The organism is Enterobacter sp. HG048 (assembly GCF_024702055.1).
GTDB lineage: Bacteria > Pseudomonadota > Gammaproteobacteria > Enterobacterales > Enterobacteriaceae > Enterobacter > Enterobacter dykesii.
This window is the reverse complement of record NZ_JANLIZ010000006.1, coordinates 19,107-38,790: the sequence shown is the minus strand read 5'-3', so window position 1 is coordinate 38,790 and position 19,684 is coordinate 19,107. Positions and strand designations below refer to the sequence as shown.

Here is a 19,684-nt window from a genome sequence, read left to right as displayed (position 1 = left end):
GGTGATAACTCCTTAACGCGCGACCCAACCCAGGGTCCGCTGCGCCAGCACGTCACGTGCCGGAATGAATAGTTCCATCGCCATCAGCCCGAGGTTGCGGCCCGCAACCAGCGGTGCCCAGCGGTTGGCAAAAAGATGGACCAGGCCATCGGTCACACCGATAGTGGCCTCTTTATCCGCCTGACGGCGCTTCTGGTAATGGCTTAGCACCGAATAAGCGCCACAGTCTTTTTGCTCGCTCCACGCCTGCGCCAGTGATTCGGCCAGGCTCATGACGTCGCGTAAGCCAAGGTTGAACCCCTGTCCCGCGATGGGATGCAGCGTCTGAGCAGCGTTACCGACAAGCGCCAGACGATGGGAGATGGACTGAGACGCCGTGGTCAGCGATAGCGGATAGACTGTCCGCTTGCCGGCATGGGTAATACGCCCCAGCCGCCAGCCAAAGGCTTTCTGCAGCTCGGTACAAAAACGTTCGTCGGACCAGGCCTTCACCTCTTCAGCTTTATCCTGCGGATGACACCAGACCAGGGAACAGCGCCCGTCCGACATCGGCAGCATCGCCAGCGGGCCATGCTGCGTAAAGCGTTCAAACGCCCTGCCGTGGTGTTCAGCTGCGGTAGAGACGTTCGCAATGACCGCCTCCTGACCGTAAGGCTGCTGGCGCCACTCCACGCCGCACTGGGCGCCGAGCGACGAGCGCGAGCCGTCCGCGGCGACCAGAAGCTGGCCTTCAAGCACGGTGCCGTTTTCCAGCGTCACGCTGACCGACGCCTCACTGCGGCTCACGCTGGCCACGCGCGCTGGACAATGCAGCGTGACGCCCGACGCATCCTGGAGCAGACGAAACAGACGTAACCCGACATCGTGCAGCTCAACAACCTGACCCAGCGCGTCAATGCGGTAATCCTGCGCGTCCAGCGTGACAAAGCCAGCATGGCCGCGATCGCTCACGTGGACGGTTTTGATTGCCGTGGCGCAGTCGGCGATGGCCTGCCAGATGCCAATGCGGGACAGCTGCTGGCAGGTGCCCTGCGCCAGGGCAATCGCGCGGGAATCAAAACCGGGATGATTCTTTGCCTGCGGCGCGACGGCTTCCACCAGGTGCACCGCAAGCTGCCCCTTCGTCAAATGCGAAATGGCCAGCGCCAGCGTGGCCCCGGTCATGCCGCCGCCAACGATAATCACGCTCATGCGCGTGCCGCTGCCATCAGCGCCTCGATATCGTCAGCGTTTTTCACGACGCTCGCGGTCAGGTTTTCATTACCGGTTTCGGTAATCACAATGTCATCTTCAATACGAATGCCAATCCCGCGGTACTCTTCAGGCACGTCGGCATCCGGCGCGATATACAGGCCCGGTTCCACGGTTAACACCATGCCCGGCTCCAGCACGCGCGAACGGTCGGTGCCGTACGTGCCAACGTCATGCACGTCCAGCCCCAGCCAGTGGCTCAGGCCGTGCATGAAATACGGTCGATGGGCATTTTCAGCGATCAGGGTGTCGACCTCCCCTTTCAGGATCCCGAGCCTGACCAGGCCGGTAATCATGATGCGCACCACTTCGCCGGTCACTTCCTGGATGGACGTACCCGGACGATACAGCCTGAGCGCCGTCTCAAGGGATTCGAGAACAATGTCGTAAATGGCGCGCTGTGCCGGTGAGAATTTACCGTTCACCGGGAAGGTTCGGGTGATGTCCCCCGCGTAGCCCTGGTATTCGCAACCGGCGTCAATCAGCACCAGATCGCCGTCGCGCAGCGCGCTTTCGTTTTCGGTGTAGTGCAGAATGCAGCCGTTTTCCCCGCCGCCAACGATGGTGTTGTAAGAGGGATAACGCGCGCCGTGGCGATTAAATTCGTGATGTATTTCGCCTTCCAGCTGGTATTCGAACATCCCGGGACGGCACTTTTCCATAGCGCGGGTGTGCGCCAGGGCGCTGATTTCGCCCGCACGACGCATCAAATTTAGCTCTTCTTCAGACTTGAACAGGCGCATCTCATGCACCACCGGACGCCAGTCCGTCAGCGTGGCGGGTGCGGACAGGTTCTGCCGCGAGCCTTTGCGCAGCTTATCCAGCGCGGTGAAAACAATCTCATCGGCGTAGGCATATTCGCCCTGCGCGTGATAGAGCACGTCGAGGCCGTTAAGCAGCTGATAGAGCTGCTGATTGATTTCGCTAAACGCCAGCGCGCGGTCAACGCCCAGCTTTTCCGGTGCGGCCTCCTGGCCTAAGCGGCGGCCAAACCAGATTTCGGCCGTCAGATCGCGCACGCGGTTGAAAATCACGCTGTGGTTGTGGGTGTCATTGCTCTTAATCAGCACCAGCACCGCTTCCGGCTCGTTAAAGCCGGTGAAGTACCAGAAATCGCTGCTCTGGCGATAGGGATATTCGCTGTCGGCGCTGCGCGTGACTTCGGGCGCAGCAAAAATCAGCGCGGCGCTGCCCGGCTGCATTGTTGCAAGCAGCGCCTGACGGCGGCGCGAATACTCTTGACTCGAGATAACCATGACACCCTCCTGTGCGTTATTTTTCTTAATGTAAGGTTGGCTTGCGGACTTCCGGTGCGGTCGGCTGAGAGCGCGTGAAGTTATCGTGGCACAGCAGTGCCGCCACGCGCACGTACTCGATAATCTCCTCAAGAGACATTTCCAGCTCTTCCTGGTCTTCGTCTTCATCGTAGCCAAGCTGGGCGATGTTACGCAGGTCGTCGATCGCTTCACCCGCTTCGCCGGTCACTTTATCCAGTTTAGGCTGCGTCACGCCCAGCCCCAGCAGATAGTGGTTTACCCAGCCGGCCAGCGCATCGGCGCGATCGAACACGCTGACGTCGTCGCCTTCAGGCAGATAAAGCTGAAAAAGGAAGCCATCGTCTTCCAGCGAATCGCTGGTTGCGGCGTGCATTTTACGCAGCGCTTCCGCCAGCTCGTGACCAAACGCCAGCCCTTCATTCGTGAGGTCGTGGATCAGCGGCTGCCATGAGCTGTCGCTGTTTCCGCCGCACAGCATGCCACTGATCAGACCGTGCATTTCGGCAGGGGTTAAACCGACTCCCTGCTGGTTCAGTAACTGGTTTAAATCCTTGTAACCAGGCATTTCGTTCTGTATAGACATGCGCATTCGTCGTCATTGGGGGGAAGTTTCATGATATGCTACCACTTTGGACCCTGGTGATACCAGAAAAGGGCTTGTATCTTCACATCAGGGTAGCTATAGTGTCGCCCCTTCGCAGCCCCCGGGGCATCAGGCGAAGGCAGCGCAGTCAATCAGCAGGAAGGTGGCATGTCTGCACAACCCGTCGATCTCCAGATTTTTGGCCGTTCACTGCGAGTGAATTGTCCGCCTGAACAAAGGGATGCTTTGAATGAGGCAGCGGACGATTTGAATCAGCGGTTGCAAGATCTAAAAGAACGCACTAGAGTCACAAATACTGAGCAGCTGGTTTTCATCGCCGCGTTGAACATCAGCTATGAACTGACTCAGGAAAAAGCGAAGACCCGCGACTACGCGGCAAGCATGGAGCAGCGCATTAAAATGCTTCAGCAGACCATAGAACAGGCACTGCTTGATCAAGGTCGCAATCCCGAAAGACCGGGACCAAAGTTTGAATAACACTTCTCAGTTGACTATGGTAGAGTAACTGTGAAGACAAAATTTCTCTGAGATGTTCGCAAGCGGGCCAGTCCCCTGAGCCGATATTTCATACCACAAGAATGTGGCGCTCCATGGTTGGTGAGCATGCTCGGTCCATCCGAGAAGCCTTAAAACTATGACGACACATTCACCTTGAACCAAGGGTTCAAGGGTTACAGCCTGCGGCGGCATCTCGGAGATTCCCTCTCTTTTCTTCTACCGACTACCATGACCCAATTCCCTGAAGTTTCTGCTTCACGCCAGGACATCCGTCAGTTAATTCGTCAGCGCCGCCGTGCGTTAACCGCCGATCGGCAAGCGCATTTTGCCCAGCAGGCCGCCGCCCGTATGATGGCGTATCCCCCTGTCGTGATGGCGCATACCGTTGCGCTGTTTCTGTCATTTGATGGAGAGCTGGATACCCAACCGCTGATAGAACAGCTCTGGCGCGCCGGGAAGAAAGTGTATCTGCCGGTGCTGCACCCGTTCAGCGAAGGTAATTTGCTGTTTCTGCACTATCACCCGCACAGCGAGCTGGTGGTGAATCGCCTGAAAATCACCGAACCGAAACTCGACGTGCGCGACGTGCTGCCGCTGTCACAGCTGGATGTATTGATTACACCGCTGGTGGCGTTTGATGAACAGGGCCAGCGTTTAGGGATGGGCGGCGGTTTTTACGACCGGACGCTGCAAAACTGGCAGCAGTACGGGTTGCAGCCGGTGGGCTATGCGCATGATTGTCAGGGCGTGGAGGCGTTGCCGGTGGAGAAATGGGATGTGCCGTTGCCGGCGGTGGTGACGCCATCAAAGTTATGGGAATGGTGAATCAAACGTGCGGCCTGATGCCCTCACCCCAGCCCTCTCCCACAGGGAGAGGGTGAAAACATAAAAAACGGTAACTATCGTTACCGTTTTGCATTTACCTCGCACCATCAGTACAGCAGACGCGCGCGAATCGTCCCCGGAATGGCCTTCATGCTCAGCAGCGCTTTTTCGGCCACATCATCATCCGCTTCGATATCAATAACCACGTAGCCCATCTGCGAGTTCGTCTGCAGATACTGCGCGGCAATGTTGACGCCCTGCTCGGCAAAGATCTGGTTGATCGCGGTCAGCACGCCAGGACGGTTTTCGTGGATGTGCAGCAGACGACGACCGCCGTGCAGCGGCAGAGACACTTCCGGGAAGTTCACGGCAGAGAGCGTAGAACCGTTGTCGGAATATTTGCTCAGCTTACCCGCCACTTCCAGACCGATATTCTCCTGCGCTTCCTGGGTAGAACCGCCGATGTGCGGCGTCAGGATCACGTTGTCGAACTCGCACAGCGGAGAGGTAAACGGATCGCTGTTGGTCGCAGGCTCCGTCGGGAATACGTCGATGGCCGCGCCCGCCAGATGCTTGCGCTTCAGCGCATCCGCCAGGGCCGGGATATCGACAACCGTGCCGCGCGCGGCGTTGATCAGCAGTGAGCCCGGCTTCATCAGCGCCAGCTCTTCCGCGCCCATCATGTTCTTTGTGGAGGCGTTTTCCGGTACGTGCAGGCTCACCACGTCGCTCATGTTCAGCAGGTCAGACAGGTGTTGAACCTGGGTAGCGTTGCCCAGCGGCAGCTTGCTTTCGATATCGTAGAAAAACACGTGCATACCCAGAGATTCCGCCAGAATACCGAGCTGCGTACCGATGTGGCCGTAACCGATAATCCCCAGCTTTTTACCACGCGCTTCGAAAGAGCCGGACGCCAGCTTGTTCCACACGCCGCGGTGCGCCTTGGCGTTCGCTTCCGGAATACCGCGCAGCAGCAGCAGCAGTTCGCCAATCACCAGTTCCGCCACGGAACGGGTGTTGGAGAACGGGGCGTTGAAGACGGGAATACCGCGTTTGGCGGCAGCATTCAGGTCAACCTGGTTGGTACCGATGCAGAAGCAGCCGATAGCCACCAGTTTTTCCGCCGCGGCAATAACCTCTTCAGTCAGGTGAGTACGGGATCGCAGGCCAATGAAGTGGGCATCACGGATGGACGCTTTCAGCTCTTCGGTATCGAGCGCGCCTTTGTGAAATTCGATGTTGGTGTAACCTGCCGCACGAAGGCTATCGATTGCTTTTTGATGCACGCCCTCGACCAGCAGGAATTTAATCTTGTCTTTCTCCAGTGATACCTTTGCCATTTACCCGACCCTGTTTTTGTCTGAACTGATGTTGTGCTGGATATGAATCCGCTGTAGCCAACATATCAAAAAAAACTATTGCAGCAATATGAACGTTTGCGTTGGCACTCTGAAGAAAAGTCATACAGAGCAAAATGTCAGAGGAAAATGCTATGGAAATTTACAAACGCGGCAGGATCGGCAAAAGAGGCGGAAAAACGTGACACAAGTCACCGAATTTAGCTTTTCAAAAATTTTTTAGCGGGGGGAGGACTCCCCCCGTCAGATCATTTTACGATGGTTTTCACGCCGTCAGCGGTGCCGATCAGCGCCACATCCGCGCCACGGTTGGCGAATAACCCTACGGTCACTACGCCTGGGATAGCGTTGATGGCATTTTCCAGCGCAATCGCGTCGAGAATTTCCAGACCGTGAACGTCGAGGATCACGTTACCGTTGTCGGTCACTACGCCCTGACGATATTCCGGACGACCGCCCAGCTTCACCAGTTGACGTGCAACCGCACTGCGGGCCATTGGGATCACTTCGACCGGCAGCGGGAAATTACCCAGAATGTCGACCTGCTTGGAGGCGTCCGCGATACAGATGAACTTGTCCGCAACGGAGGCGATGATCTTCTCGCGCGTCAGCGCCGCGCCGCCGCCTTTAATCATCTGCATGTGGCCGTTGATTTCATCCGCACCATCAACGTAAATCCCCAGACGATCCACTTCGTTGAGATCGAAAACGGTAATGCCGAGGCTTTTCAGCTTTTCCGTGGAAGCATCAGAGCTGGAAACCGCGCCCTCGATTTGCCCCTTCATCGTGCCCAGCGCATCGATAAAGTGTGCCGCGGTTGATCCCGTACCGACACCGACAATGGTACCCGGCTGCACGTACTGGAGAGCGGCCCATCCTACTGCTTTTTTCAGTTCATCCTGCGTCATGATCGTTTTGCCTGTGGTGTGAAAACTCAGGGCGCATTATAGAACACGTCGAATGGAATTCGTCTGCCACGAAGGGAAAATTGTGTCATAGTGCAGAATAAGCAAAATTAAGGAGCCAGCCAGAGCAATGAAACGTCCGGACTACAGAACACTACAGGCACTTGATGCAGTTATTCGTGAACGCGGTTTTGAGCGCGCGGCGCAAAAGCTTTGCATCACCCAGTCCGCCGTATCACAGCGTATCAAACAGCTTGAAAACATGTTCGGCCAGCCGCTGCTGGTACGCACCGTGCCGCCACGTCCAACCGAGCAAGGGCAAAAGCTTCTCGCCCTGCTGCGCCAGGTTGAACTGCTGGAAGACGAGTGGCTGGGTGACGAACAAACGGGCTCTACGCCACTGCTGCTCTCTCTGGCGGTCAACGCCGACAGTCTCGCAACCTGGCTGCTGCCGGCCCTTGCGCCGGTATTAGCGGATTCCCCTATCCGACTGAATTTACAGGTTGAAGATGAAACCCGTACCCAGGAACGCCTGCGTCGCGGTGAGGTGGTTGGGGCGGTCAGTATTCAGCCTCAGGCCTTGCCAAGCTGCCTGGTGGATCAGCTGGGCGCGCTGGATTACCTGTTTGTCGGTTCAAAAGCTTTTGCCGAGCGCTACTTCCCGAACGGCGTCACCCGCGCGGCGCTGCTGAAAGCCCCTGCCGTGGCGTTCGACCATCTGGACGATATGCATCAGGCCTTCCTGCAGCAAAACTTCGATCTGCCGCCGGGCAGCGTGCCGTGCCATATCGTCAACTCGTCTGAAGCCTTCGTGCAGCTTGCGCGTCAGGGCACCACCTGCTGCATGATCCCGCATCTGCAGATTGAGAAAGAGTTGAAAAGCGGTGAGCTGATTGACCTCACGCCGGGGCTGTATCAGCGCCGGATGCTCTACTGGCACCGGTTTGCGCCAGAAAGCCGCATGATGCGCAACGTCACAGACGCGCTGCTGGCGTTTGGGCACAAGGTGTTGAGACAGGATTAATCGCTAGAATTCCCTCTCCCTGTGGGAGAGGGTTAGGGTGAGGGCAAATTACTGTGCCTTAGCCGCCTCAGTTTGCTGAGTTTGAGTTGGCTCCAGCTGGAACACCACATCCACCTGATCGTCGAACTGAATGGTAGGCTGCTCGTAAGTTTCCTGAGCGGATACAGGTGCCGCATCGGCCTTCATCATCCGCACCATCGGGCTTGGCTGGTAGTTAGAGACGTGGTAACGCACGCTGTAAACCGGGCCGAGCTTGCTCTTAAAGCCAGAAGCCAGCTGTTCCGCCTGGTGAATGGCATCGTCAATCGCCGCTTTACGCGCTTCGTCTTTGTATTTTTCCGGTTGCGCAACGCCCAGCGACACGGAACGAATTTCGTTCAGACCCGCCTTCAGCGCGCCATCCAGCAGCGAGTTAAGCTTATCCAGCTGACGCACGGTCACTTCGACGGTACGCACGGCACGGTAGCCTTTCAGGATGCTTTTGCCATTCTGGTAGTCGTAATCAGGTTGAGTACGCAGGTTCGCGGAGTTGATATCTTTTTTACCGACACCGTTCTGCTCGAGGAAAGAGAGATATTGCGCAACACGATCGTCAGCCTGCTTCTTGGCCGATGCCGCATCTTTCGCAGACACATTGACTTCAATTGCCAGCGTTGCAACATCGGGTACCGCGTCCACGCTTGCGGTGCCTGAAGTGACGATGTGCGGGCCATCCGGCAGTTCACTTGCCTGCACCGACACCGCACCAAAACTTACTAATGCCGCCAGGGCCATCACCTTAAACTTCACTGTTATTCCTCCATGTTGCGAAGAGTGCCCATTAACAGGGCGCATGCCAGCAAGCTTAGCGGGTCTTGTTCAGTTGTCCATAAGACAAGGATTAGTTGAACAATTCCTGAACGTGGTGAATCCCCTCTTTTGCCAGCTGAAAAGCAATAAACCACATCACCAGCCCCACCAGCGTATTAATGATGCGCTGGGCTTTGGCCGTACGCAGACGAGGAGCCAGCCATGCAGCGAGAATGGCGAGACCGAAGAACCAGAGGAATGAGGCGCTAACCGTACCCAGCGCAAACCAGCGTTTCGGCTCAACGTCCAGCTGTCCGCCGAGGCTGCCCAGCACCACGAAGGTGTCCAGATACACATGCGGGTTAAGCCAGGTGACCGCCAGCATGGTGACGATAATCTTCCAGCGGCCCTGCTTCATGACTTCCGCGCTCGCCAGTTCGAGGTTGCTGCTCATCGCCGTTTTCAGGGCACCGAATCCGTACCAGAGCAGAAACGCCACGCCGCCCCAGGTGACCAGCGCCAGCAGCCACGGAGACTGCATCAGCAATGCGCTGCCGCCAAAAATCCCGGCACAGATCAGCAGTAAATCGCTTACCGCGCACAGCAGGGCAATCATCAGATGATACTGGCGGCGAATGCCCTGGTTCATCACAAACGCATTTTGTGGGCCAAGGGGTAGGATCATGGCCGCACCTAAGGCAAGCCCTTGAAAGTAATAAGATAACATGACGAAATTCTCACAGTGTTGTTCTGGAAGGAGACTATACTGCGCGAATTACATTAGAGGAAATTGATAATATTAATTGGGGATTAGCAGTGCTTATAAAAATAATGCCCGGTGGCGCTAGCGCTTACCGGGCCTGCGGGACAAGTTATTCGGCTTCTTTGACTTTTTTGACGTTTACGTCCATCTGAGGGTACGGGAAGCTGATGCCGTTAGCATCGAAGTCGCGCTTAATGCGTTCCAGCACGTCCCAGTACACGTTTTGCAGATCGCTGCTTTTGCTCCAGATACGTACCACAAAGTTAATGGAGGAAGCGCCGAGTTCATTCAGGCGAACCGTCTGCTCTTTGTCTTTCAGAATGCGATCGTCTGAAGCAATGATGTTGGTAATCAGCGACTTCACCTGATCGATGTCAGAGTCGTACGCCACGCTGATAATCAGTTCATTACGACGCACCGGTTCACGGGAGAAGTTAATGATGTTGCCCGCGATGATTTTCCCGTTCGGCACAACCACGATGCGGCCATCGACGGTGCGCATGGTCGTTGAGAAAATTTGCACCTGCAGCACGGTTCCGGCAATGCCGCCAAGGTCAACGTACTCGCCGGAGCGGAACGGACGGAAGGTGACCAGCAGAACGCCTGCCGCCAGGTTTGAAAGCGAGCCCTGCAGCGCCAGACCAATAGCCAGACCGGCGGCACCGAGAACAGCAATGACTGAGGCGGTCTGCACGCCCACACGGCCCAGCGCCGCAATCAGCGTAAAGGCGATAATGCCGTAGCGCACCAGTGCGGAGAGGAAGTCAGCCACCGTGGCGTCAATGTGACGGGCCAGCATTACGCGGTTAACCGCGTTCGAGACAATACGCGCCACGATCATCCCGACGATGATGATGGCAATCGCCGCGACGATGTTCACGGCATAGCTCAGCAGCAGAGCCTGGTTGCGCACCAGCCAGTTACCGGCGTGATTGATGCTGTCTACAACATCGAGTTGTTCCATTTATTCTTCCTTTTGTTAAACCAAAACACAAAATCCATCCCCCATGGAGACAGGCAGGTCCGTAAAGGTTAAACAAAAAGCGCCGGGTTTGCCAAACAGATCACAAAAACCGGCCAGGCAGAGTATTGAAAAAGCATAAAAAAAGGCCCGCATTTGCGGGCCTTCTGATGTTGTTAGCAGCTCAAATTACAGAACGTCTACCGCGTTCAGTTCTTTGAATGCCTGCTCCAGACGAGTAATCATTGAAGTCTGGGCAGCGCGCAGCCATACGCGTGGATCGTAGTATTTCTTGTTCGGCTGGTCTTCGCCTTTCGGGTTACCCAACTGACCCTGCAGGTAAGCTTCGTTCGCTTTATAGTACTGCAGGATACCGTCCCAGGTTGCCCACTGGGTGTCGGTATCGATGTTCATTTTCACTACGCCGTAGCTTACGGAGTCTTTGATTTCCTGAGCAGAAGAACCGGAACCGCCGTGGAAGACGAAGTTCAGGCTGTTGTGCGGCAGGTTGTGTTTCTTAGAAACGTATTCCTGAGAATCACGCAGGATAGTCGGGGTCAGAACCACGTTACCTGGTTTGTAAACGCCGTGTACGTTACCGAAGGACGCTGCGATGGTGAAGCGTGGGCTGATTTTGCTCAGCTCGGTGTAAGCGTAATCAACGTCTTCTGGCTGGGTGTACAGTGCAGAAGCGTCCATGTGGCTGTTGTCCACGCCGTCTTCTTCACCACCGGTGCAACCCAGTTCGATTTCCAGAGTCATGCCCATTTTGGCCATGCGCGCCAGGTATTTGGAGCAGATTTCGATGTTTTCGTGCAGTGACTCTTCAGACAGGTCGATCATGTGAGAAGAGAACAGTGGCTTACCGGTAGCCGCGAAGTGTTTTTCACCCGCGTCCAGCAGACCGTCGATCCACGGCAGCAGTTTCTTCGCGCAGTGGTCAGTGTGCAGGATAACTGGAACACCGTAGTGCTCAGCCATCTGATGTACGTGGTGCGCACCAGAGATAGCGCCCAGGATTGCAGCACCCTGAGGAATATCAGTTTTCACGCCTTTACCTGCGATGAACGCAGCGCCGCCGTTAGAGAACTGAACGATAACTGGCGCTTTAACTTTAGCAGCAGTTTCCAGTACGGCGTTGATGGAGTCGGTACCCACGCAGTTAACTGCTGGCAGAGCGAAGTTGTTTTCTTTAGCTACCTGGAACACTTTCTGTACGTCATCACCAGTGATAACGCCAGGTTTTACGAAATCAAAAATTTTAGACATGTTGCTTAGTCCTGTATCTTCGGCCGTTAGAAAAGGTGCGAGCTCTTAAAAGCGCGCTGAAAATTGGGCAGGTTTCCCTGCCCTTGAATGGCTTACTTCTTAGCGCGCTCTTCGAGCATTGCTACTGCTGGCAGTACTTTGCCTTCCACGAATTCGAGGAATGCGCCGCCACCAGTGGAGATGTAGGAGATCTTGTCAGCGATACCGAACAGGTCGATTGCCGCCAGGGTGTCACCACCGCCTGCGATAGAGAACGCTTCGCTGTCTGCGATAGCGTTAGCAACGATTTCAGTACCTTTGCGGAAGTTCGGGAATTCGAACACGCCAACAGGACCGTTCCACAGGATAGTTTTTGCGTTTTTGAGGATTTCAGCCAGTTTCTGTGCAGAAACGTCGCCCAGGTCCAGAATCTGCTCTTCATCTTTGATGTCGTTTACAGATTTCAGGGTCGCAGTTGCGGTTTCGGAGAACTCGGTCGCTACGCGAACGTCAGTTGGAACCGGGATATCGCAGGTGCTCAGCAGGCGTTTGGCTTCGTCAACCAGGTCTGCTTCGTACAGGGATTTACCCACGTTGTGGCCCTGAGCGGCAACGAAGGTGTTCGCGATACCACCGCCAACGATCAGCTGGTCAGCGATTTTAGACAGGGAATCCAGAACGGTCAGTTTGGTAGAAACTTTAGAACCACCAACGATAGCTACCATTGGACGAGCAGGTTCTTTCAGTGCTTTACCCAGCGCTTCCAGTTCGTCAGCCAGCAGAGGACCGGCACACGCTACGTCTGCGAATTTACCGATACCGTGGGTTGACGCCTGAGCACGGTGAGCCGTACCGAATGCATCCATCACGAATACGTCGCACAGTGCAGCATATTTTTTGGACAGAGTTTCGTCGTCTTTCTTTTCGCCTTTGTTGAAGCGAACGTTTTCCAGCACAACCAGTTCACCGGCTGCAACTTCAACGCCGTCCAGGTAATCTTTCACCAGGCGAACCGGGTTGGACAGTTTGTCTTTCAGGTAATTAACCACTGGCAGCAGAGAGAACTCTTCGTTGTACTCGCCTTCAGTTGGACGACCCAGGTGGGAGGTGACCATCACTTTCGCGCCCTGCTTCAGAGCCAGTTCGATGGTTGGCAGAGATGCACGGATACGCGCGTCGCTGGTCACTTTGCCATCTTTAACCGGTACGTTCAGATCGGCACGGATGAAAACGCGTTTACCAGCCAGATCCAGATCGGTCATCTTAATTACAGACATGGTGAATCCTCTCGTTGATTCTTAAAGTTTTGCAGACGCACAATGCGTCTTACCTGAAACCTTGAGCGGCCATTGCTAACGTGGTGTCGAGCATTCGGTTAGCAAAGCCCCATTCGTTATCACACCAGACCAGCGTCTTGATAAGGTGTGCACCACTGACTCTCGTTTGCGTGCCATCGACGATGGCGCTGTGCGGGTCGTGGTTAAAATCTACTGAGACCAACGGTAATTCCGTATAGTCAACTATACCATGAAATGCCCCCTGTGCCGCTTTTTGCAGCAAGAGGTTGACTTCACAGGCTTTTACCGGTTTTTTCACCGTCACGCTAAGGTCGATTGCGGTGACGTTAATCGTCGGGACGCGCACGGCAATCGCTTCAAACCGGTCATTAAACTGCGGAAAAATTCGGGTGATCCCTGCAGCCAGTTTCGTGTCCACCGGAATGATTGACTGGCTCGCCGCGCGAGTGCGTCGTAAATCCGGATGGTAGGCGTCGATAACCTGCTGATCGTGCATGGCGGAGTGAATCGTGGTCACGGTGCCGGATTCAATGCCATACGCATCGTCTAACAGTTTGATGACCGGAATAATGCAGTTGGTGGTACAGGAGGCGTTGGAAACAATGCGGTGTTCGGCCTGCAGCTCATGCTGGTTGACGCCAAACACGACTGTCGCGTCAAGGTCGTTACTGCCGGGATGAGAAAACAGGACTTTTTTCGCGCCTGCAGCAAGATGCGCTTCGCCATGTTCGCGGTTACCGTACACGCCTGTACAGTCAAGCACCACATCCACGCCCAGTTCACGCCAGGGTAGCCCGGAGATGCTGTTCTCATGCAGCACACGAATAGCGTCGTCACCAACAAAAAGCCGATCTCTTTCCTGGCGTACGTCCCAGGCAAAGCGTCCGTGGCTGGTGTCATATTTCAACAAATGCGCCATGCCCGTAGCATCCGCCAGTTCATTGATTGCCACCACGGTTATTTCCGCCCGACGTCCGGATTCATATAAAGCACGAACCACGTTACGTCCGATGCGACCGAAGCCATTAATCGCTACGCGTACGGTCATAGATCTCCTGCAAAGCAATCCCTGAGTTTGAGGTGGCTGAAAGAGTAATCCAGCTACGCCCGAAGGGGAATCCTTGCTGTCACAAACTGCGATTGATTGGTCAATTGTCGAACATTTAATCGACTGAAACGCTTCAGCAAGAATAAGCGAATCGGGGAATAAAAGGAATGTCTGTCCAGATGAATAAGCGAGCTATATGACTTGCGTCACATTTTAGGTGGAATAATGGCGTCAAGGGAAAAGCAAAACGGTAACCGAGAGGTTACCGTTTTTTAGTGTTTGCACCCTCTCCCGTGGGAGAGGGCTGGGGTGAGGGCATCAGCCCGCACCTTACAAACAATTACAGCAGTTCTTTCGCTTTCGCGACAACGTTCTCAACGGTGAAGCCGAACTCTTCGAACAGCTGTTCTGCAGGAGCAGATTCACCGAAGGTGGTCATGCCAACGATAGCGCCGTTCAGGCCAACGTATTTGAACCAGTAGTCAGCGATACCCGCTTCCACTGCCACGCGAGCGGAAACCGCTTTAGGCAGCACGGATTCACGGTATGCGGCATCCTGTTTGTCGAACGCATCGGTTGACGGCATGGAGACCACGCGCGCCTTCACGCCTTCGGCAGTCAGTTTTTCCCACGCTGCAACCGCCAGTTCAACTTCAGAACCGGTGGCGATAAAGATCAGCTCTGGCTGGCCCGCGCAATCTTTCAGCACGTAACCACCGCGAGCGATGTTCGCCAGCTGCTCAGGCGTACGCTCCTGCTGTGCCAGGTTCTGACGGGAGAGGATCAGCGCGGTTGGACCGTCCTGACGCTCAACGCCGTATTTCCACGCCACTGCGGATTCCACCTGGTCACATGGACGCCATGTGCTCATGTTCGGCGTCACGCGCAGGGAAGCCACCTGCTCTACCGGCTGGTGAGTTGGACCATCTTCGCCCAGACCGATGGAGTCGTGGGTGTAGACCATCACCTGACGCTGTTTCATCAGCGCGGCCATACGCACGGCGTTACGTGCATATTCGACAAACATCAGGAAGGTAGAGGTGTACGGCAGGAAACCGCCGTGCAGGGAGATACCGTTGGCAATCGCGGTCATACCGAATTCACGTACACCGTAATGGATGTAGTTACCGGCATTATCTTCGTTGATTGGCTTAGAACCAGACCACAGGGTCAGGTTAGATGGCGCCAGGTCAGCGGAGCCGCCCAGGAATTCTGGAAGCCAAGGGCCGAACGCTTCAATCGCATTCTGAGACGCTTTACGGCTCGCGATTTTAGACGGGTTCGCCTGCAGCTTAGCGATGAACTCGTTCGCTTTCGCGTCGAAGTCAGACGGCATATCACCTTTCATACGACGGGTGAATTCTGCCGCTTCCTGCGGGAACGCTTTCGCATAGGCAGCGAACTTCTCGTTCCAGGCCGCTTCTTTCGCCTGGCCTACTTCTTTTGCATCCCACTGAGCGTAGATCTCAGATGGGATTTCGAATGCAGGGTGTTTCCAGCCCAGCGCTTCGCGGGTCAGTGCGATTTCCGCATCGCCCAATGGCGCACCGTGGGAGTCGTGAGTACCCGCTTTGTTCGGCGAACCGAAGCCGATGATGGTTTTGCACATCAGCAAGGACGGTTTGTCCGTCACAGCGCGCGCTTCTTCCACTGCACGTTTAATCGAGTCAGCATCGTGACCATCAACGCCACGCACTACGTGCCAGCCGTAGGCTTCGAAACGTGCAGCGGTGTCGTCGGTAAACCAGCCCTCAACGTGACCGTCGATGGAGATACCGTTGTCGTCATAGAACGCAACCAGTTTGCCCAGCTTCAGGGTACCTGCCAGGGAGCACACTTCGTGAGAAATGCCTTCCATCATGCAGCCGTCGCCCATGAACGCATAGGTGAAATGGTCTACGATGTCGTGACCAGGACGGTTGAACTGCGCCGCCAGCGTCTTCTCGGCAATCGCCATACCCACAGCGTTAGCAATACCCTGACCCAGCGGACCGGTGGTGGTTTCTACGCCAGCGGTGTAACCCACTTCCGGGTGACCTGGAGTTTTAGAGTGCAGCTGACGGAAGTTTTTCAGCTCTTCAATTGGCAGATCGTAGCCGGTGAGGTGCAGCAGGCTATAGATCAGCATAGAGCCGTGGCCGTTGGACAGCACGAAGCGGTCGCGGTCTGCCCATGCCGGGTTCTGCGGGTTGTGGTTCAGGAAATCACGCCACAGGACTTCGGCGATATCAGCCATACCCATAGGAGCCCCTGGGTGGCCGGATTTGGCTTTCTGTACTGCGTCCATGCTCAGCGCACGAATAGCATTAGCAAGCTCTTTACGTGAGGACATTTTAACTCCAGATCGGACTGTTAAAGGCCATGCCCTTGACGACAGCGCGTTTTGGGCTACGCCGGAAAAAAGTGCCAACAATGTAACCCAAGCCGCAAGTCATGTACATGGAGCATTCTTTTGCTTGTTAAGAAATCTCTGGATCATGCTCGCATGTTGCGCAATCTGCTCGCCCGGCCCTGCAGATATTCCTTATACTTAGCCCGACACCGGCTTCGCTGACGGTGCCCTTTTCGGATTTTATTCAGTTTAACGAGTACGGAAGCAACCTCATGAAAATGCGTGCAATAGTGCTGGCCCTGGGTACAACGCTCCTGCTGAGCGGCTGTCAGAATATGGATTCTAACGGTCTGATGACGTCAGGCGCAGAGGCCTTTCAGGCCTATTCCCTGAGCGATGCGCAGGTGATAGCGCTGAGCGACCAGGCCTGTAAAGATATGGACGGAAAAGCCACGCTTGCGCCGGCTAACAGTACCTACACGCAGCGTCTGAATAAGATTGCTTCCGCGCTGGGCGACAACATTAACGGCCAGCCGGTGAACTACAAGGTGTACATGGCGAAAGACGTCAACGCCTTCGCGATGGCGAACGGCTGTATCCGCGTCTATAGCGGGCTGATGGACATGATGACCGACAACGAAGTGGAAGCGGTCATCGGCCACGAAATGGGCCACGTTGCCCTGGGCCACGTGAAGAAAGGGATGCAGGTTGCCTTGGGCACCAACGCCATCCGCGCAGCGGCGGCTTCTGCTGGCGGTATCGTTGGCAGCCTGTCGCAGTCACAGCTTGGCGACGTGGGAGAAAAGCTGGTTAACTCTCAGTTCTCACAGCGTCAGGAGTCCGAGGCGGATGACTACTCCTACGATCTGTTGCGCAAACGCGGCATTAATCCATCAGGTTTAGCCACCAGCTTCGAAAAGCTGGCCAAGCTGGAAGCCGGACGCCAAAGCTCCATGTTTGACGATCACCCTGCCTCAGAAGAGCGCGCACAGCATATTCGCGACCGTATGGCCGCAGATGGAATTAAATAATTTCAGAAGGAGGCAATTTTGCCTCCTTTTTATTTCGCATGAATTGTTAACTTAACAGCACGTATCGATAACACCCCTGAAAGCCCCGCCAAATCTGCCTTATCTCCTTGAAATGTCTGGTCACATAATTATTGCAAAGGTCTCTTTTTCCGGTAATTATCACCCCCGCAGTTATTCAAATTACTATATCCAGACAGAGACGTTCCCTCCGTGAAAAAAGAATTATCATTAATTGCTTTAAGCTTATTTGCCGCATTACCTGCCGCTGCAAGCCAGCAATCCGACAGCCAGGGTTTTATTGACGACAGCCATCTGGACCTGTTTTTACGCAATGCGTATATCAGCCGCGATTACCATCAGGGCCAGCAGGACAAAGCCGAATGGGGTCAGGGGATCATTGCCACGTTTGCATCCGGCTATACCGAAGGGCTGGTAGGCTTTGGCGTGGACGGTATTGCTCAATACGGCGTGCGCCTGGACGGCGGACGTGGCAAAAGCGGCGCAGGCGGCATCGACTTCTTTAAACAGGAAGACGATGGCCGGGCAAAATCCGATCTGGCAAAGTTTGGCGCCACCGCCAAAATGCGTATCTCGAATACCGTACTGAGCTACGGAAATCAGCGTCCTGAGCTGCCTATCATCAATGCCGACAACTCTCGCCTGCTGTTTGAAAGCTACACCGGCACCATGCTGACCTCGAAAGAGATCGACGGTCTGGAAGTCAACGCTGGTTACTTCACTGACGAACAGCGTAAAAGCGATGACCGCCACGACAGCGGGCTGAAGAGCCTCTCCTTCGGCGGTGCGAGCTATCAGTTTAACGACCAGTTCAGCGGCGCGCTGTACGCCTCTCATAATGAAGAGGTGATGAACAAGCAGTACCTGGGCATGAACTTCAAACAGCCTTTCAGCACCGGGCAGCAGCTGGTACTCGACTTCAACGGCTATAACTCCCGACTGGACCAGGGTTACGCGGACAGCCTCGACACGGGCCGCAGCAACACCATCTGGAGCCTGGCGGCGAGCTACATCTGGGACATTCACACGTTTAAAGTGGCATACCAGCAGAGCAGCGGCAGCACCGGCTACAACTACGGCGGCTATCGCGACAAGGGCGGCGTGGGTGACGGCGGAAACACCATCTGGCTGGCGAACTCCTACTGGTCTGATTTTAACGGCGAAGATGAGCGTTCCTGGCAGGCATCCTACGGTCTGGACTTTGGCGGCCTTGGCTTACCGGGCCTGAGCTGGACCACCGCCTACGTGCGCGGCGATAACATCAAAACCTCTGAAACCAGCAACGGCAAAGAGCACGAGTGGTTTAACCAGATCCAGTACCAGGTGCAGGACGGCCCGGCGAAAGACCTGACGCTGCGCCTGCGCTACTCTGTACTGCGCGTCTCCAGCAACGCCAGCGAGTACAACGTGGGCGGGGACGAGATCCGCGCTTACGTGGAATACCCGTTTAACGTGTTCTAAAGGCAATAAAAAACCTCTCAATCGAGAGGTTTTTTTCACGCCAGGCGAGGCTTACTCGCCTTTTTTAGCAGCCTGAATGTAGAGCATTTCCAGCGCCAGAGTCGCCGCTGCCAGCGCGGTGATCTCGGACTGGTCGTACGCAGGCGCCACTTCCACCACGTCCATTCCGACAATGTTCAGATCCTTCAGGCCGCGCACCAGCTTGATGGCACGATCTGAGGTCAAGCCGCCGATGACCGGCGTACCTGTGCCCGGTGCAAATGCCGGATCCAGGCAGTCGATGTCGAAGGTCAGATACACGGGCATATCACCCACGATCTGCTTCACCTGAGCGATGATGTCGTCGACGCCGCGATCGTTAACCTGGCCCGCATCCAGCACGGTGAAACCGTTGTCTTTGTCGAACTCGGTGCGAATACCGATCTGCACGGAGTGGTTCGGGTCGATCAGACCTTCGTTCGGCGCGGTGAAGAACATGGTGCCGTGGTCAAACTCGCAGCCGTTCGCGTAGGTGTCGGTATGTGCATCGAAGTGCACCAGCGCCATTTTACCGAAGTGCTTCGCATGGGCGCGCAGCAGCGGCAGGGTCACGAAGTGGTCGCCGCCGAAGGAGAGCATGCGCTTACCGGCAGCCAGCAGCTTCTCGGCGTGCGCCTGCAGCTTCTCGCTCATCTCACGCGCGTCGCCGAAGGCGTACACCAGGTCACCGCAGTCCACCACGTTCAGGCGCTCGCGCATGTCGAAGTTCCACGGGAAGCGGTTATGCTCCCAGGCCAGGTTAGTGGAAACCTGACGGATCGCTGCCGGGCCGTGACGTCCCCCCGCGCGGCCAGATGTTGCCATATCGAAAGGCACGCCGGTGATCACCCAGTCAGCGTCGCTGTCGTACGGCTGGAAGTTCATCGGAAGGCGTAAAAAACCAAACGCGTTAGATACCAGAGAGTTATCGTACTGATGACCTAAAGTGCTCATGTCCTGACCTCTTTTAAAGTC

The 19,684-nt window shown here is 55.6% G+C and carries 18 protein-coding genes and 1 other RNA gene; 6 read left to right on the top strand and 13 right to left on the bottom strand.

Annotated features, from left to right (window positions below; all coding sequences use genetic code 11):
• Positions 1-12: 12 nt before the first annotated feature.
• Genes ubiH through NUX24_RS09625 form a run of 3 tightly spaced genes read right to left on the bottom strand, consistent with a single transcriptional unit; the run spans position 13 to position 3,111 of the window.
• Positions 13-1,191, bottom strand: coding sequence for a 2-octaprenyl-6-methoxyphenyl hydroxylase (ubiH, locus tag NUX24_RS09635; RefSeq protein WP_257831212.1), 1,179 nt, complete (start codon positions 1,189-1,191; stop codon positions 13-15).
• Positions 1,188-2,501, bottom strand: a complete 1,314-nt coding sequence (pepP, locus tag NUX24_RS09630; protein ID WP_257831363.1) for a Xaa-Pro aminopeptidase — start codon at positions 2,499-2,501, stop codon at positions 1,188-1,190. Before pepP ends, ubiH begins: the two co-directional genes overlap by 4 nt.
• A gap of 31 nt (positions 2,502-2,532) precedes the next feature.
• Positions 2,533-3,111 carry a YecA family protein gene (locus NUX24_RS09625; protein WP_029739212.1) on the bottom strand — a complete coding sequence of 193 codons (579 nt, stop codon included), beginning with the start codon at positions 3,109-3,111 and terminating at the stop codon, positions 2,533-2,535.
• A 168-nt stretch (positions 3,112-3,279) separates the two neighbouring features.
• On the opposite strand from NUX24_RS09625, the gene zapA reads away from it, so the two are divergent.
• The 3 genes from zapA (at position 3,280) to NUX24_RS09610 (ending at position 4,455) form a co-directional block, all read left to right on the top strand.
• On the top strand, positions 3,280-3,609 hold the full coding sequence (gene zapA / locus NUX24_RS09620) for a cell division protein ZapA (protein ID WP_257831209.1): 330 nt from the start codon (positions 3,280-3,282) through the stop codon (positions 3,607-3,609).
• A gap of 41 nt (positions 3,610-3,650) precedes the next feature.
• A non-coding RNA gene (gene ssrS / locus NUX24_RS09615) (6S RNA) lies at positions 3,651-3,834 on the top strand.
• Positions 3,835-3,858: 24 nt separating this feature from the next.
• The gene (locus NUX24_RS09610) at positions 3,859-4,455 is read left to right on the top strand and encodes a 5-formyltetrahydrofolate cyclo-ligase (RefSeq protein ID WP_047650183.1); all 597 of its coding nucleotides are present in this window, start codon (positions 3,859-3,861) and stop codon (positions 4,453-4,455) included.
• Positions 4,456-4,562: 107 nt separating this feature from the next.
• Here the strand turns inward: NUX24_RS09610 and serA are convergent, their stop codons facing one another.
• Entirely contained in the window at positions 4,563-5,795 is a 1,233-nt protein-coding gene (gene serA / locus NUX24_RS09605; protein ID WP_193805671.1) for a phosphoglycerate dehydrogenase, read from the bottom strand.
• A 266-nt stretch (positions 5,796-6,061) separates the two neighbouring features.
• Positions 6,062-6,721, bottom strand: a complete 660-nt coding sequence (rpiA, locus tag NUX24_RS09600) for a ribose-5-phosphate isomerase RpiA (protein WP_014885151.1) — start codon at positions 6,719-6,721, stop codon at positions 6,062-6,064.
• 127 nt (positions 6,722-6,848) lie between these two features.
• Between rpiA and argP the strand changes: the two genes are divergently transcribed.
• Positions 6,849-7,742 (top strand): DNA-binding transcriptional regulator ArgP, encoded by an 894-nt coding sequence (gene argP, locus NUX24_RS09595; protein WP_003860089.1) that lies wholly within the window; start codon positions 6,849-6,851, stop codon positions 7,740-7,742.
• 48 nt (positions 7,743-7,790) lie between these two features.
• Here argP and NUX24_RS09590 read toward each other — a convergent pair whose 3' ends face one another.
• From NUX24_RS09590 to tkt, 7 genes are all read right to left on the bottom strand, one after another.
• On the bottom strand, positions 7,791-8,531 hold the full coding sequence (locus NUX24_RS09590) for an oxidative stress defense protein (RefSeq protein ID WP_023309114.1): 741 nt from the start codon (positions 8,529-8,531) through the stop codon (positions 7,791-7,793).
• Positions 8,532-8,622: 91 nt separating this feature from the next.
• On the bottom strand, positions 8,623-9,258 hold the full coding sequence (argO, locus tag NUX24_RS09585) for an arginine exporter ArgO (RefSeq protein ID WP_021242063.1): 636 nt from the start codon (positions 9,256-9,258) through the stop codon (positions 8,623-8,625).
• 145 nt (positions 9,259-9,403) lie between these two features.
• Positions 9,404-10,258, bottom strand: a complete 855-nt coding sequence (locus NUX24_RS09580; RefSeq protein WP_047650179.1) for a small-conductance mechanosensitive channel MscS — start codon at positions 10,256-10,258, stop codon at positions 9,404-9,406.
• A 186-nt stretch (positions 10,259-10,444) separates the two neighbouring features.
• Positions 10,445-11,524: a class II fructose-bisphosphate aldolase gene (gene fbaA / locus NUX24_RS09575; protein ID WP_014885155.1), complete on the bottom strand. Its 1,080-nt coding sequence runs from the start codon at positions 11,522-11,524 to the stop codon at positions 10,445-10,447.
• A 92-nt stretch (positions 11,525-11,616) separates the two neighbouring features.
• A complete protein-coding gene (pgk, locus tag NUX24_RS09570; RefSeq protein WP_023333323.1) occupies positions 11,617-12,780 on the bottom strand; it encodes a phosphoglycerate kinase in 1,164 nt (387 codons plus the stop codon).
• Between the two features lie 49 nt (positions 12,781-12,829).
• A complete protein-coding gene (gene epd / locus NUX24_RS09565) occupies positions 12,830-13,849 on the bottom strand; it encodes an erythrose-4-phosphate dehydrogenase (protein ID WP_032660071.1) in 1,020 nt (339 codons plus the stop codon).
• A 340-nt stretch (positions 13,850-14,189) separates the two neighbouring features.
• A complete protein-coding gene (tkt, locus tag NUX24_RS09560) occupies positions 14,190-16,181 on the bottom strand; it encodes a transketolase (RefSeq protein ID WP_257831200.1) in 1,992 nt (663 codons plus the stop codon).
• 272 nt (positions 16,182-16,453) lie between these two features.
• On the opposite strand from tkt, the gene NUX24_RS09555 reads away from it, so the two are divergent.
• Together NUX24_RS09555 and NUX24_RS09550 are read left to right on the top strand one after the other, a co-directional pair.
• Entirely contained in the window at positions 16,454-17,212 is a 759-nt protein-coding gene (locus tag NUX24_RS09555; RefSeq protein WP_257831199.1) for a M48 family metallopeptidase, read from the top strand.
• Between the two features lie 210 nt (positions 17,213-17,422).
• Entirely contained in the window at positions 17,423-18,691 is a 1,269-nt protein-coding gene (locus NUX24_RS09550; RefSeq protein WP_257831197.1) for an OprD family porin, read from the top strand.
• 51 nt (positions 18,692-18,742) lie between these two features.
• Here the strand turns inward: NUX24_RS09550 and speB are convergent, their stop codons facing one another.
• Positions 18,743-19,663: an agmatinase gene (speB, locus tag NUX24_RS09545; protein WP_014071686.1), complete on the bottom strand. Its 921-nt coding sequence runs from the start codon at positions 19,661-19,663 to the stop codon at positions 18,743-18,745.
• Between the last annotated feature and the right edge of the window lie 21 nt (positions 19,664-19,684).